The sequence below is a fragment of the Micromonospora chalcea genome (genome assembly GCF_002926165.1).
Classification (GTDB): Bacteria; Actinomycetota; Actinomycetes; order Mycobacteriales; family Micromonosporaceae; genus Micromonospora; species Micromonospora chalcea.
The window spans coordinates 26,164-41,375 of the sequence record NZ_MAGP01000075.1 but is presented as its reverse complement, the minus strand read 5'-3'; the positions used below and the strand labels follow the sequence as shown (position 1 = coordinate 41,375).

At 70.3% G+C, this 15,212-nt stretch carries 11 protein-coding genes; 4 read left to right on the top strand and 7 right to left on the bottom strand.

The genetic code is table 11. The features are described from left to right. Positions 1-197: 197 nt before the first annotated feature. The 6 genes from BAW75_RS07800 to BAW75_RS07775 all read right to left on the bottom strand — a co-directional run bounded on the left by BAW75_RS07800 (position 198) and on the right by BAW75_RS07775 (position 6,221). Positions 198-1,136, bottom strand: a complete 939-nt coding sequence (locus BAW75_RS07800; protein WP_104113095.1) for a hypothetical protein — start codon at positions 1,134-1,136, stop codon at positions 198-200. Positions 1,137-1,149: 13 nt separating this feature from the next. Further along, a complete protein-coding gene (locus BAW75_RS07795; RefSeq protein ID WP_104113094.1) occupies positions 1,150-2,712 on the bottom strand; it encodes an AAA family ATPase in 1,563 nt (520 codons plus the stop codon). A gap of 1 nt (position 2,713) precedes the next feature. Next, complete coding sequence (locus tag BAW75_RS07790) at positions 2,714-3,292, bottom strand: hypothetical protein (protein WP_104113093.1); 579 nt, start codon at positions 3,290-3,292, stop codon at positions 2,714-2,716. 1 nt (position 3,293) lies between these two features. Beyond that, complete coding sequence (locus BAW75_RS07785; protein WP_104113092.1) at positions 3,294-3,482, bottom strand: hypothetical protein; 189 nt, start codon at positions 3,480-3,482, stop codon at positions 3,294-3,296. Position 3,483: 1 nt separating this feature from the next. Next, entirely contained in the window at positions 3,484-5,256 is a 1,773-nt protein-coding gene (locus BAW75_RS07780) for a hypothetical protein (RefSeq protein ID WP_104113091.1), read from the bottom strand. Between the two features lie 266 nt (positions 5,257-5,522). Next, positions 5,523-6,221 carry a Crp/Fnr family transcriptional regulator gene (locus tag BAW75_RS07775; RefSeq protein ID WP_167435532.1) on the bottom strand — a complete coding sequence of 233 codons (699 nt, stop codon included), beginning with the start codon at positions 6,219-6,221 and terminating at the stop codon, positions 5,523-5,525. A 31-nt stretch (positions 6,222-6,252) separates the two neighbouring features. On the opposite strand from BAW75_RS07775, the gene BAW75_RS32265 reads away from it, so the two are divergent. The 4 genes from BAW75_RS32265 (at position 6,253) to BAW75_RS07765 (ending at position 13,784) form a co-directional block, all read left to right on the top strand. After that, entirely contained in the window at positions 6,253-6,462 is a 210-nt protein-coding gene (locus BAW75_RS32265; RefSeq protein ID WP_167435531.1) for a hypothetical protein, read from the top strand. Positions 6,463-6,694: 232 nt separating this feature from the next. Continuing rightward, positions 6,695-8,002, top strand: a complete 1,308-nt coding sequence (locus tag BAW75_RS32260; protein ID WP_167435530.1) for a hypothetical protein — start codon at positions 6,695-6,697, stop codon at positions 8,000-8,002. After that, positions 7,999-9,945, top strand: coding sequence for a caspase family protein (locus BAW75_RS07770; RefSeq protein ID WP_167435529.1), 1,947 nt, complete (start codon positions 7,999-8,001; stop codon positions 9,943-9,945). Before BAW75_RS32260 ends, BAW75_RS07770 begins: the two co-directional genes overlap by 4 nt. Then, complete coding sequence (locus BAW75_RS07765) at positions 9,939-13,784, top strand: CHAT domain-containing protein (RefSeq protein ID WP_104113088.1); 3,846 nt, start codon at positions 9,939-9,941, stop codon at positions 13,782-13,784. The genes BAW75_RS07770 and BAW75_RS07765 overlap by 7 nt, the downstream gene beginning before the upstream one ends. 26 nt (positions 13,785-13,810) lie before the next feature. Here the strand turns inward: BAW75_RS07765 and BAW75_RS07760 are convergent, their stop codons facing one another. Continuing rightward, positions 13,811-15,178 (bottom strand): pyridoxal phosphate-dependent decarboxylase family protein, encoded by a 1,368-nt coding sequence (locus BAW75_RS07760; RefSeq protein ID WP_104113087.1) that lies wholly within the window; start codon positions 15,176-15,178, stop codon positions 13,811-13,813. Positions 15,179-15,212 lie beyond the last annotated feature (34 nt).

Here is a 15,212-nt window from a genome sequence, read left to right as displayed (position 1 = left end):
GCCGCCGTCGGCCGCCGGTACCGTCTCGGTGCGGCTGGCCAGTTGCGCGGCCGCTGCGGCGAGCGCACCGTGCGACGCGGTATGGCGCAGCACCACGGCGACCGCCTCCCGCGCCGCCAGTCGTCACCGGTCTTGCGCAGCAGGTTTGCCGACCTCGGGCGTCCCGGAGACCCCGGCCGCCGGACGCTGGACGGTCCTCAGCCGGTGGACGTGCCGGGTGGATTCAACCGGCGCGGTATGCAGCGGTTCTCCAGCGCGGCGCCGCGCATCTGTGGGAACTGCCGCGCACACCACCCCGTGACAGCCTCTTTTTTCAGATTAGGCAGGAGTGCGAAGGTTACCCAGAGCGGCTGCCCGTCCAACTGCTGCTTTCGCCCGTAGTCGGTGCTCAACAGCAGCACGATCCGAGCCTCGCCACCGAACCGCTGCCTCAGGCTGGCGTGCTCCTCGAGGATGTCACGGGCGTAGAAGGTGTGTGAGCCGTTGGCAGCGACCTGGTTGGTGTCGACGATCCCCACCGTCTTCGATGCGAGCTGGGCGGCGTACTGGCCGTCGAGGGGCACTGTGTGCAGGTCCTGCCGATGAAGTTCTTCCAGGCGGGCAAGCGCTTCCTCCTCCGGATCCGCGACGGCGGCGGGGAGAGCCTGCTCCTCCTGGTGCGATACGACCTCGCTGGGCGTCTCGGCGTCCCGCAGATCTTCCGTCGAAGTCACCGGGATCGGTGGAGGTACGGCTCCGGACAGGTCTTCGTCCCGACCGGCAACCAGGCCGACGACGATGAGAATCAGGACCGACGCCACGACCGCGATGCCGAGCAACAGGGTGAACAGCCGCATCGAATCACCGCTGCTCGGCCGGGGCGTCTCGCCCTCGCTGATCCAGCCGCCGCGCGGCTGGGGGTCAGGAGACTCCGCGGTTTCCAGCGCGTCGTCGCTGATCGGGCCGGGCGGCGTTTCGTTTGAATCGTCGGGTCTCTCCAGCACCCGCCGAGCGGGAGTGGACAGCGTGGCCGGGGGCGCCGCGGGCACTCTCATCGGAGGTGCCGGTGCGGCCTTCGGCAGATCGTCGGCGAGGTCGCCGACGAGGGACCGTACGTTCCAGATCGGTCCGCTGTCGGGCTTTCGGTCGTCGCTCATTTCACTCCTCTCGTCACGCCTCACCGGCGACGATCAGTCGTCGGCGTGCCCCGGATTCGGATGAGTCGGGAAGGCTCGCCGCACCGGCCGGGACAGCGCGGTCCCGGCCCCACGCGCGTATCTCGGCAATCTCCTCGGGATGGCTGCGGCTGAGCGGGATCGTGTCCATGAACGTGTCGATGATGAAGTCACTGCTCAGACCGGCATGACCGTTGACCAGCACCTCGAATCCAGCCTCCTTGAGAGCGGCTTCCATGTCGGAGCCGGCAAAACCCTCAGAGAGGGAGACGAGGCGGTCGAGCAGATCCGGGGCAGGCTCGGAGCCGACATACTTGCGGTGGTAGAGCCGGATGATCTCGGCGCGTTCGGTGTCGTCGGGCAGGTCGACGAAGAAGAGTTCGTCGAAACGGCCCTTCCGGAGCAGTTCCGGCGGGAGTGAGCGGACGTCGTTGGACGTCGCCACGACGAACACCCGCGACCGGGATTCCTGGAGCCAGAACAGGAACTGTCCGACCAGCCGCCTGCCCACGCCGGTGCTGTCGTGCTGGCCGGCGAGCCCTTTCTCGATCTCGTCGATCCACAGCACGCATGGGGCGGTACGGTCTGCCATCTCCAGGGCTTCCCGTAGCCGTGCCTCGGACTGCCCCACGTACATTCCGAGGATGGCCGCGAAGTCGAGCCGGTACAGCGGCAGCCGCCACTGGGCAGCTACCGCCTTTGCGGACAGAGACTTGCCGCACCCGGGCACCCCGACGAGCAGAACGCCCCGAGGCGGCCGGAGCCCGGTGTTCCGCAGGTCAGCGCACATGACCTGATGGCGCCGGTGCAACCAGTGCCGCAGGGTGGCCAGCCCACCGATCTCGTGCGCGGAGCGGTCCAGCGGTACGCGGACGAGGCCGGCGAGATCCGAGAAGTGTTTGTCCTTGACCTCGGCGAGACGGTCGACGTCCTCGCGGCGGAGGCGGCCGCTCGCGGCGATCGTGGCCAGGATGTTGATGGCGGTGCCTTCCGGTACGCCGACCAGGAAGTCCGCCACCTGGCGGGCGTCCGCCTCGATCCAGTCGATGGTCACCGAACCCTGTTGATCCTTAAGGAAGTCGACCACGACCTCGTACATCTCGGCCGCGTTGGGCAGCTCCAACGAGACACTCATCCCGAGGCGTTGCAGGCCGCTCCAGATCGGTGTGTCCGTGATCAGCACGACACTGCCGGACTGGTCGTCGGCGAGCCGGGCGAGTTCGGCGATGTGACGGGTGACCGGCGAATCGACACTCAGGTCGTCCGGTTCGACGAAGACCATGGTCGCCTGGGCGCGCCGGGACATCTGGGCCGCGGCGAAATCCATGGCCGCGACCAGGGATCGATCCTCCTGCACCGCATTTCTGGTGCGTAGGTCCCTAAGCCCGGTCGCCCGGGTATAAATCCAGAACGGCAGGTTGACGCGCTGGCTACTGCCAGCGACCTCCCGGATCAGCCGGATGGCACGGGTCTGCTCGGCACTGCGAATGCCGATCAGCGGCACCCGGGCCGCGATGTAGCTGTCGAGGTCGCGGCGGGCCTCGTCGTAGTGGGACACGCTACTCCTCGGGTCTGTCGGGGTGACGACGAACGATCAACCGCCGACGTGGTCGGTCCGCCGGCTCGGTGGCCCAGCCGTCCCAGCCGCCCCGGCGGTCCGGCGCCTGCATCAGCACCTCGGTGACCGCGTTCTCACGGAACGTACGCAGTCGCGCCTGGACGAGCCGGTCGTTGGCTCCGACGCGGTGCGCGGATTCGACGGTCTCCTCGAGCGCACGCTGGACCGAGCGGATCTGCCTGTCGACCTCGGCGCGCAGCTGTCGGGACAGGTCTGCGGGCAGGCCGGGATGGCCGGTCAACGCGCGGATGGGGGTGAGGCTCCCTCGGGACTGGGTGAGTGCGCGTGCCACCTCGAACTCGTCCTGCGCGGCGAGGAGGGCCTGTAGGAGACCTCGTTCCCACGCATTCAGCCGAGTCGCCATCGCCTCGACGATGCGGCGCACGAGCCTGACCCAGACGTCGGCCGGATAGTCGTCCTCGGCCAGGGGCGGGAGATACCTCGAATCGGCGTCCTCACCAGACCGCCACAGTTCCAGGAACTTCGCCCATCGCTGATATCCGTTGTCGGCGCTGGACATGTCAGTACCGGCGCGGGCGGCGGACGACGAGTTCCCCTGGTGGCATCGGCTCCCAGTCGGGAAGGTTCTCCACCATCCTCCGGGCCCGGCTGGTGCTGCGCTTCGCCGCGGCGATCGGTTGCCGGGCCCACGGAACGCCGGAGGCCGGCGCATCGGCCACGAGATCCGTGGCCGGTTCGGGCATCTCCATGTCACGCCTCCTCTGCTCGACCGGGGACACGGCGTTCGTGCGGGCTTCCCGGCGCCCCCGCGGTGGCAAGGTCGGCAATCAGAGCCCGTACGTTCGACTCCCTGCTGTCAGCGTCTGTGAACCGGGTGGTCCAGTCGGTCAGTTCGGCGCCGGCAGCTCGCAGTTCGACCAGTGACCGCTTCCGGGCTGCCGCGAGCCGAGCACGGGCGGCGTTCTGCTTCTCGGCTGCGGAGTCGGCCTGGGCGCGGAGCAGGAGGCCCCAGGCCACACCACCCCCGACGGTAATCACAAGGCCCACTGCGAGGCCGGCGACGGCAGATCCGAACACGGCGACGAGGAGCAGTACCACGATCGGCGCGATGATTCGCTTGCGCCAGTCGAAGGCGAGACCCGCGAGGAACGGCTCGGTGTGCCGTGTCCAGTGCGAGGTCAGAGAGCGCTCCAGCGCGTCCAGCGGGCGCTCGAAGGAGCCGGTCCACGGGGGTGGCTTGAAGCCCGTCACGTCGGCGCGTTCGCGCAGGTCGAGGGTCACCGTGACCGTGGAGGGCAATCCCAGGCGGTAGTCCCGGGTGAACGCGCTGTGGGCGTCACTGAGCCAGTCGTGGCAGAACGCCAGGGCGAGCCGTTGGGTCTGTGGCGACACCCCAATGCCGTCGGGATCGAGGGCAGAGTCGGTCTGGATGGTCAGGTAGTCCCTCACGTCCTTCAGTGCGGCCAGTTGGAACGGTGTCGAACGGGCTGCCTCCTCAAGATCCCCGTCGGCCGCCACGATCGCCTCCTTCGCCGCCAGTTCGCGCCGTAGCGGAAGTTCTTCGGGGTCGTACTCCTCGACCAACATGTCGAGGAGGTCGTCGATGGCATCCTCGATCCGGTCGGTGGGCGACGGCGGGGTGTTCAGCACGGCGACGTACCGATCGATGATGGACTGGTGTGCCTCAGCTCCGGCGAGCGCGCGTTCCAGCTGCGGCCACTGCGGCGAGGACGCGCCGAGTCGAGGGAAATCCTCTCGAAGGCCTTCGGGCCGGACGAACGTTTCCATCTCGCGCCGCCACCGGTTGAGTTGGGCGTGCGTGGATGCTTCGTCGGCGAGCAGGGTGCGGCGCCACGACTCGAGTCGTTCCCGGGTGAGCGTCAACGCATCGGGACCGAAGGCGCCGTGCGCAATCGCCTCCAGAATCAACGCGAATTCACGGTTGAGCGCCGCCGGGTCCTGGGCATCAAGGTAGTGCCTCAGCCATCGGACTGCACTCGCCCGTCGCCCTTGCCGACGCAAGATCAGTGTCATCAGCAGGGAGGTGCGCTCCGGGGACCGTCGGTACGCCTCCTCGACCGCCCGGACGCACAGGTCGGGATCGTCGCCAACCCAGGCGGCAAGCGCGACGAGGACCGGCGCAAGCCAATAGCGCGGGGTCTGGATCATCAACTGCTCACCGACCGCCTGGACCGTGTCCTCGCTGACCAGTCCGACGTCGAAGGACTGCAGCATTCCGACGGCGGTTCGGCGTACCACCTTGTGGTGGCCGAACTGGTGCTCGATGTCGTTCTTGAGGGCGCCGATTGCGGTCTCGGCACGGTGGACGTTCGCGGTGCGTTCGGCCTGCTGCGCGAAGCGGGCGAAGGCCAGGCGCAGCTCAACGAGGTCGTTTCGGGTGGCCTGTTGCTGCTGCTCGATTGCGCCGACCGTGTCGTCCACCTTGAGGATGTTCTGCCTCAGGTTGAAGATCTGATTTTCGATGCTGCGGAGCTGGCCGCGGAGCTGGTTGACGTCGGACATGATTCTCCGGTGGGGTCAGAGAAGACGGGCGATGGGTCGCCGAAGGGGAATGGGCAGCTGAAAATCGGCGGTTGGTCTAGTCGGCAGTCTCGCGCGGCACGATGTGGAGGTCCCCCTCACGGGATTAGCCAAGTTGAATCATTTGCTGAATATTTGCGGCGACGACCTTTGTTTCGCGTCGACCGAAGAGGTCAAAGGGGCGACCGAATGGCCAGCGGACTACAGGTCCGTTCGGCGGCCGGCCAAGCGGCTCGGCCGATGCGGGCTCACCGGACGTGGCGTGACATCCGCCGCAGGCCGGCCGGATCCAGGACGGTGAGTCGGCGGTAGGTGGAGTGGATCAGTCCCGCCCGCCGTAGTGCCCGTAGGGCTTTCTGGACGGTGTCCTCCGAGGCTCCGACCATGGTGGCGAGTTCGCGTTGGCTCAGCGGAACGTCGATGGCGACAGCTTCGTGAGCGGCCCGCCGCCCGAACCGTACGGATATCTCGACGAGTACGCGGGCGAGACGCACCTCGACCGGGAAGGCCACGAAGTCGGCCCGCCGGTCATTGGCCCAGCGCAGCCGCTCGGCCAGCGTGATGGTCACGAGCCGTGCGACATCGGGATACCGGATCAGCACCGTGCCGAACGCCTCTGCGGTGACCAGCCGCGCGGTGACTGTGCCGCACGCGATCACGCTGGCCATTCGGGGCTGGTCGGAGAGGGCGGCGGCCTCACCCACGATGTCTCCGGCACCCCGGATGGCGACGAGCGCCTCGATCCCCTCGATGTGGGTGGTCACCTTGACGAATCCGCTGGTCAGCAGGATCACGTGGCGGTCGCGGTCGCCTTCCCGAAGGATCCGGTCACCCGGCTCGTACCGTCGGGGCCGACCGTGGTCGAGCACCTCCTGGCGCGTCGTCGGGGGGAGACGGCCCAGGAATCCGGTGGCACGCTCACCCGGGAGCCGGTCGGCACCGTCCACGTCGACCCCGTCGTGCGAGTGTGGTCCGCTGGTGATCCAGCAAGTGTGCGACATCCGGCGGCTGCCCGCAACGCCGCGCCGCCTCGCGGTGCAGGTTGAGGCGATCGGCCTTATCGGCGATCGGGGTGATCGTATGTCCACGTCGCTCCTCCGTATCCAGGTCCGCCGCAGCCTGGCATGGCGGGATTCGCAGGACTCCGTATTTCTGCGGGATCTTCACGGGCGCGGTCCGGAACGGTGAGAGTCGCGCGGGGCGGCGGATGACGCCTCGTCCAACCGTGTCGTGCTGTTGTCGGTTGGTTGACACTCGGTATTGCTCCTCGCCGAGGTATGGCAAGGATCTGTTACTCGCAGGCGTCCAATACGTCAACCAATGGTGTAACGCGCGCGTGACATAAGAGCCTGGGTCGATTGCCTTTTCGGGGCGTGCCGATAGCTGCAATCGACCATCGGGCGACGAACTGGAGGGCAGTTTGACCCGCGACGACGTGGTAACCGGCGAGGAACTGCTGCGGCCGGACGACGTACTTGCCCACACGGCGTTGTCGACTGATCGGCCCAGGGATCCGGAGGACCCGAACTACCCGGCAGACCCGGCGACCGTGAGTATCGGACGCCCCCTGCTCTTTCCCATCCCGGCCGAGGAACTGCCGGCTCCGCTGCGACGGCGTGCCGACGTCGGCGGGCGGCGCTACTACGGCATGATCATCGCGTTCGACCTGGATCCGTCGGGGGGAAGCCGGCGTTACACGCTGGCTCGCTTCGAGGTTGCCCTAGATGACGAACAAGCGGCCGCGATTCGCGTCGACGCTGACGGAGGTGCTCTCGGACTGAACTACGGGTTCGATTCACCGCGCCCGCTGACTCCCGCCGCCGAGCGGGCAGTCGGGGCCGCCCGCCCCGGCTGGCTGCTCCGGCTGGCACCTCGCACGGGCCGGCCGCGTGCCTGGTCCTTCGGAACCGGGCGGCGCCAGTTCGGCTGGACTTTTCCGGATCCGACCGGTCAGAGCCTGTTGCCCCTGACCTATGGAATGCACGCGCTCGTGGAGCTTCCAGCAGCTGCCACGACGGTGTCCGGACGCGTTGGACTCCGTGTCGAGATGGCCGTGCCCGGCCGAGGCCGGATGGTCCGACACCAGGCCACCGTCCGGGACTCTGTCAGATTCGAGGAAGCTCTGCCCGGGCCGGCGGAACCGAGCTCGGCGGCGGTACGGCTGTGCATGGCAACGGACGTCGCGAGCTACAGCCGCCGATCGAACGACCTCGCCGAGCGGACCCAGTCCTGGCTGGTCCAGGTGTTGTCCGACGCGCGACGCGCCGCCGGTCTGGACGAGACTGCGATCGCCCTGCAGCCACAGGGCGACGGTCAGTTCGCCGTACTGCCGGTCGGCATCGACGAGTCGGTGGTGATCCCACGCCTGGTGGGCGGTCTGGCCGAGGCGTTGTCGCGGACGAACCGGCTTCTTTCCGCGGCCGAGCGGGTCCGGCTCCGGGTGGCCCTCCACCGTGGACTGATGAAGCCAGCGGACAGCGGATGGGTGGGCACCGCGGCGATTGCCGTACACCGGATCCTCGACAGTCCGCCATTGCGGGCTGCGCTGCGGGACAACCCGCATGCCGACTACGTCCTCGGCGTTCCGGACCTGCTCTACCGCGATGTCATCCAGCACTCCGTCGAGCCGCCACTGCCAGACCAGTTCGAGGAGGCCACCGTCGAGCTGCCGGAGAAGCAGTTCGTCGAGCATGCCTGGATCCATGTGCCCCCAGGACGACGCGGATGAGCCGCAAAGTCCTCGCGTTGCTGGTCGGGATCGACCACTACCGCGCGGCACCGGGACTGCGCGGAACCGTCAACGACGTGACACTGGCCGAGCAGTTTCTGAAGACACGTTGCCCGGAGCAGGACCCGTCGTCGATCCGCGTGCTGCGTGACCAGGAGGCCACGCGGACGGCGATCATCGTCGGCCTTCGAGACCACCTCGGACGAGCCGGACCGGGGGACACGGCCATCTTCTGGTTCAGCGGGCACGGCTCGCGGATGGCGGTCCCCGCCGAACTCTGGCATCTGGAGCCGAGCGCCGAGATGCAGACGCTCGTCTGCCACGACAGCCGCTCCGATGGTGTCCCCGAACTCTCCGACAAGCACCTCTCGCTGCTGCTCGGCGAGATCGCCGCGCGTGGCGTCCACCTGGTGGTCGTCCTGGACAGCTGCCACTCGCAGAGCGGCACCCGCAACCTGAGCCGGGCGCTTCCACCGGTGACCGACATACCCTTGATCGAGGCGTTGCTGCCGGATCTGCTGGCCGCTGCCTCCAGGCCACCCGCGCAGTACGTGGAACTGGCCGCCTGCCGCTCCTCCGAGACGGCCGTCGAGACGTGGGTGGACGGTCGGTACCACGGACTGTTCAGTTGGTCCCTGATCAGCGCCATGCGACGCCTTGGATCGGCGGCGACGTATCGTGACTTGCTGACGGCTGCTCGGTGCGAGGTCGAACGGTACGTGTCCGCGCAGGTCCCGCAGCTGGCGCCCGCCAGTCCGGGTATCGCCGACCAGCCGTTCCTGGGTGGTGAGGTGACGCCGTCGGCCGGCGGTATGCGAATGCGCCGCGTGCGGCGTGACTGGGAGATCGACGTTGGCAGCTGCCACGGCCTCCTGGCGGACGGGTACGACGACATACGGGTGGCCGTACCCGGGCCAGAAGTTCGGGAGGCGCGTGTCGTCCGGATTCTTCCCGAGCGCAGCGTGGTCCGTCCCCTTGGCTGGGAGCCCGATGACGATCTGCAGTACCCGGTGGTGCTCAGCCGGGTGCCGACTCCGGCGATCACCGTCGGGGTGGACGCGGCACACCAGCCAACTTTGGACCTCGTGCTGGCGGCCCTCGAGACGGCCGGGCCTGCCGGTGGCCCGTCGCCGCACGTGCGGATACTCGGTCCGGACGAGGAGCGGACGCCCGAACTGCGCCTGGACGTGCCCGAGCCCGACCGGGTCCGCGTCAGTGACGCTGAGGACTTCCCGCTCTGCGATGACCTGACCGGTGTGGCCCGCGACGGCGGTCGGCGGGTGACCGCCGTGCTCGAGCACATCGCCCGGGTGAAGCGCGTGAAAGCCCTCACCAATCCCGTCTCAGCCCTGGCTGACGTGGTCACGCTGGAGGTCGTAGAGGCCAGGCCCGGTGAGGTGGCCGCGCCCGCGGAACGCCCACCGTTGCTTCCGGGCGCCGACGGCGTGCTGCGCCTGCAGTACCGCAGGGAAGCCGACCTGTGGGTTCCGCCGACGGTGTTCGTCCGGATCCGCAATGCCGGCGACCGTCGGTTGCACTGCGTCCTGCTCGACATCACCGAGCGGCATCGCGTGCACGCCGGCCTCTTCCCCGGGGCGTACGTCGCGCCGAAGCACGTGGGCGCGGCGCTCTACGGACGGCCGGTGGAGCTGCGGCTACCCGCTGGATCCGTGGTGGAGCCCGGCGCCACGACGCGGGACTGGCTGGTGCTCCTCGCGGCCGAAGAGGAGTTCAGCTCGTCACCGTTCGAGCTGCCGCCGCTGGACGAGGCGTGGCCGGGTCGAACGAGGGCGCCGCTGGTGGTCTCCGGTCTACTCGGTCGGCTCGGGCTGGCTGCGGTCCATCGTGACGCCGGCACGATGGAGGGGAGCGCGTGTGACTGGACGACAGCGGTCGTGCCGGTGGTGACGGAGGTGCCGGGCTCGGTCGAGGCCGAATGGTGAGCGAGGAGGACGAGTGGATCGCGCGGCTGGCTGCGCTCGTCACCGCGCCGCCACCGTGTGCCGACCTCCCCGGGCTGTCCGGCATGCTTGGACTCGCGCATCTGAAGCGGTACGACATCGGTGGCGAACCGGCCGACCTCGACACCGCCGTCGATGCTCTGGAGCGGGCGGTGACCACCGCCGAGGCCCACCCGGATGCGGCGCTATGGCACTGGCAGCTCGGCTTGGCGCTCGCGGCACGGGCGAAGCTCGGCCACGGCTCGAAGGATCATGACGGCGCCGTCTCCCATCTCACGGTCGCGTACCGGCGATGGCCGACCGACGACACGGACCGGGATGACGTGGCAATGGACCTGGGGGAGGCGGTCTGGGATCGATTCCTCGCCCGGAGGGCGGACAGCGTACTCCCGCCCGAGACCGCCGCGGCGGACGCGGACGAGGCGCTCGGCACGCTGCGAGACATCCACCTGGTCTCCACGTCCTCGGATCACGCGGCGCACTTGGCGGTGGTACGGGGAATGGCGCTGCTCGCGCGATACGACCATGCCGGTAGGTGTACGGAGGACCTCACCCGAGGCGTCGCCGAGCTCACGGCCGCACTGGATGCGCTCCCCGTCGCCATCGAGTCCCGCTACGCCATCGCCGCCGCGGATCTGGCCTGCGGCCACCTGGAACTAGCCGGTCTCCAGCGGGACCGGGCCCACGTCGAGATCGCCGCGTCCGCTGCGCGGCGCGCACTCGGGCCGTGCGATCCCGGAACGCCGGGCTGGATCTCACTGCACCGCGCTCTCGCCGCCGCGCACGAAGCCCTCTGGGAACTGGACGGGAACGCGGCTGACCTGGGTGTGGCCATCTCGGGTTGGCGGACGGTTCAGGAGGCCGACCCCGACCCCGCCGTCGCCGTCCGCCTGGCCGACCTGCTGCGACAGGAGGCGGTCGCGACCGGTGACCTCAAGGGGCTGACGGAAGCCGGTGCCGTGTTGGCCGAGGCGTTGTCGTCGACAGATGACCGCGGGCCGGTGTGGCGGGCACTCGGGGAGACACACCTGCTGTGCTGGCAGCTCGCCCGCGCGCCGGAGGCGCTCCGGAACGCCATCGGGTGCGCCGATGACGCGGTCGCGGCTCTCGGCCGGGCGGACGACGACCTGTTGGCGGCACACATCCTCCGGGTCGTGGTCGGGTACGAGCTGCTCACCTACCATGATCCGCAAGCCGGCGCCGTTTACCTGCGTACGGCGCTCAACGACGCCGACGAGGCGTTGACCGATCGGGTGGGCGCCGACGCCGAACGACGCGTGGCCCTCGCCGCCATTGTGCTGTACGGCGAGTTCGCCTACTTCGGCGAGACACAGGCCGAGATCGACGTGGCGAAGCTGCGCCGGCTGCTCGCACTGGGCCGGTCGACCGGCCCCCCGCCCGAAGGGATCGCGGGCGCACTAGACGCGGCAGCCGGACTGCTCGACCAGTACCTTCACGCCACTGGCGTCGAGCCGGAGGCGGGCGCGGGAGTCGAGGCGGTGGTACGCGCCGGGCGTGACGCCAGACTCGCGCGGACCGAGGGGGCGCGGCTGCGAGTGCTGCTGTACCACGCCTTGTACACCAGAGCGGCCACCACGGGTGATCTGCGCGCGTTCGGTGCCGCTATGGATCTGGCGGAACGATCTGCCGACGTACTCCCCGACGAGGGCGAACCCGGCGTCGGCCTCCCCGCGGCGGCAATGCTCATGGGGGCGGCCGGGCGAGGCGCGGGCGGTGACCTCGACGGTATGCGGGAGACGATCGGGCGGATCAACGCGTACGTCCCCGATCGGACGCTGGAGCCGATGGTCCGCGCCTTGCGGACGGCCGCGGCGCTCGCTTCGGGCGATCGGCCGGCGGCCGCCCTGCCGCCGCGTCCGCTGCCACCTGGAGAGCTGCCCTACCAGTCGGTGGCCGACGCGATCATCACTGCCATCCCCCAGGTGAGTGTCGCCGCGCTGCATGGCGACGGGCGGATGCTGCGGCTGTGGGCCGACCACCTCAGCGATCTGGCGGAACGGCTGCCACGCGGGCACGTGGCGCGGACGGTGAGCTGGAAGCTGGCGGCACAGGCCGAGCTGGGTCTGGGGAGCCGGGGCGCGGCCGCCCGTGCCGCCGATCACCTTGGTGTGGCGGTGGCGGAGTGCGGCGGGCCGGAGAACCCGCTGTGGACCGACTTGACGCGTGACCACGCTCGGGCGCTGCGGCTGGCCGGCGGTACCGACCGTGAGCGCACTCGCCGACTCGGGCTCGCCGCGCTCGCGGGCCATGCGCGGCGAGTCCTTCTCCAGGCGGGCACCGACCATGCCCTGGAGGCGGCCCGGGAGGCCACGGTGGACGCGGCCACCGTGCTCCGCTGGTGCCTGCAGGACCAGGCCGATGACGACGCCATCGTCGCCTTGGACGCGGGACGGGGACTCGTACTGCACGCCGCGACCGAGTCCCGGACGGTGGCGGATGTGCTCGACGAGGTCGGACGGTCCGACCTGGCCGACGAGTGGCGGCGCACAGAAGGACTGGGACGCGACCAGGTCACCGGTCGGCCGCTCGACGCCGTGGCGGCCGCCGATGAGGTCCCCGACGACCTGCGTACGCGGGTGCTGCGGGTCCTGGACGCCGCCGGCCACGATCCGGTGGCGCAGGTTCGAGTCGAGAACCTTCGCGCCGCACTTATCGACGTCGGCGCGGACGCGATCGTGTACCTGGTCCCCGCAGCCGGTGCCGTGCCCGGATTCGCGGCCGTCGTACCGGCCCGATCTGCGACGTTCCTGGTCGAGTTGCCCCAGCTACTCGTCACCCCCGGGTCACCGCTGCGGCGGTTGCTGACTGCGGGGCTGGGTCCCGCGGCGGCCGGACCCCTTCGAGATGCGGGACCTGTGGGCTCGACCGGGTCGGTCATGTCCGGCTCACCGCTGGATGACCTGTGCCGATGGGCCTGGCGTGCCGCCATGGCGGAGGTCGTCACGATCGGCCGGGACCTGCGTGCCGCAGGGCCGGCCCGTTTGGTCATGGTTCCGATGGGCATCCTCGGCCTCGTGCCGTGGCACGCCGCCTACCGGGAGACCTCGTCTGTACGGCGGTACGCCGTACAGGATGTGGTCGTCTCCTACACTCCGTCAGCGCGCCTGCTCTGCGCCTCCTCCACCAAGCCACCGACGTCCACCCGGTCGGCACTCGTGGTCGGGGATCCCCTCGGCGACCTGCCTTTCGCCGGCGCCGAAGCGCGAGCAGTCCACCACCGGTTCCATCCGCAGGGGCGCTACCTGGGCGGTCCGTCTGAGGGCCCGGACAGTCTCGCCCGACCCGACGAGGTGCTGGCGTGGATGCGTACCGCCTCCGGCCCGGCCGTCCTGCACCTGGCCTGCCACGGCCGCGTCGATCCCGCGCGCCCGGCGGACTCCTCCCTGGTGCTCGCCGGGGGCGAGCTACCCGCTCGGCACCTGCTCGACGCGTCGCGGCGCGCGGCACTCGAACTGGGGCAGGTCTTCCTGGCGGCCTGCACCACGAGCCTGATCGGCGGTCTTCACGACGAGGCGTTCAGCCTGGCCACCGCATTCCTGGCGGCGGGTGCCCGGACTGTCTTCGGGGCGCTGTGGTCGGTACCCGACGTCGGTACCTCGCTGCTGATGTACCTGGTGCACCATCACCTCCATGTCGATGGGTGCCAGCCGGCCGAGGCGCTGCACCGTGCACAGCTGTGGATGCTGGACGCGGATCGGGTGCCACCGCCCGAGATGCCCGTCGAGCTGGCGTCCCAATGCTCTCGGGCCGACCTCGCCCAGCCGCTGGCCTGGGCGGCGTTCATCCACCTCGGACGGTGAACGACTGCCTTCGGTCGGTGGATCCGTCAGTTGGCCACCCGGATGAGGGCCGCCACCGACCGGTCCACGTCCGCCTCCGTCGTGATCGCGTTCGACACCGAGATCCGCATCAGCCGCCGCCCCCGCCACGTCGTCCCGCCCACCCAGCACGTCCCGTCAGCCTGGACTGCGGCCACCACCCGGTCGGTGCGCGCGTCGTCGCCGAACCCGACGAGCACCTGGTTGAGCACCACGTCGTTCACCACCTCGAACCCGGCGGCGGCGAGCCCGTCGGCGAACCGGCGCGCCAGCGCGCAGCACCGCTCGACCAGCGCGGCCACGCCGTCGCGGCCCAGCTCCCGCAGGCCCGCCCAGACCGCGAAACCCCGGGCGCGGCGGGAGGACTCCGCGGTCAGGTCCGCGCCCGCCGGCACACCACCGGAACCCACGAGGTACGCGGCCGCGAGCGACATGGCCGCCGCGTGCGCGTCGGGCCGGGCGCAGAACACGAACGCGCTGTCGTACGGCAGGTTCAGCCACTTGTGGCCGTCGCAGGCCCACGAGTCGGCGTTCTCCAGCCCGTCGACCAGGTGCCGGGTCGACGGGCTGGCAGCCGCCCACAGCCCGAAGGCGCCGTCCACGTGCGCCCAGCCGCCGTACCGGTGGACCAGGTCGCAGGCCCAGCGCAGGTCGTCGCACGCGCCGGTGTTCACGTTGCCCGCTTGGAGGCAGACGATGGTCGGGCCGGGACCGGCGTCGCGCAGCGCCGCTTCCAGGGCGTCCGGGTCGATCGCGCCCTGCGGGCCGGTCGGCACCGCGTGCAGCGCGTCGGTGCCGAGGCCGAGCAGGCGCAGCGACCTGTCGATGGTGGCGTGCCGCTCAGCCCCGGCGAACACGCGTACCGCCGGCGCGCCGGACAGGCCGCGCCGCTCCACGTCCCAGCCGGCGTCGGCGAGCACCTGGTGGCGGGCGGCGGCGAGCCCGGCGGTGTTCGCCGCCTGTGCGCCGGTGACGAAGCCGACCGACGCGGTCGCCGGGATGCCCAGCAGGTCCTTCAGCCAGCCGCCGGCGGCCGTCTCGGCGGCCACGGCGGCGGGGGAGGTGACCGCGTTGAACGCGATCTGGTCCCAGCCGACGGCCAGCATGTCGGCGGCGGTTGCGGCGGGCGAGGCGCCGCCGACGACGAAGCCGAAGTAGCGGGGGCCGGCGGTGGCGACCAGGCCGGGTTCGGCGGCGGCCACCAGGTCGGCGAGGACCTGCTCGGCCGGGGTGGGCGCGTCCGGCAGTGGACCGGCGAACGCCTCGGTCAGCGTGGCCTGATCCACGGGTACGCCGACCGGCCGGCCCGGCAGAGACCGCCGGTAGTCGGCCGCGTGGTCGGCGGCGCGCCGGAACAGGTGCCTCAGCTCGTCCATCGCCGCACCTTAGCCGCAGGCCGGGTGTCCCGGG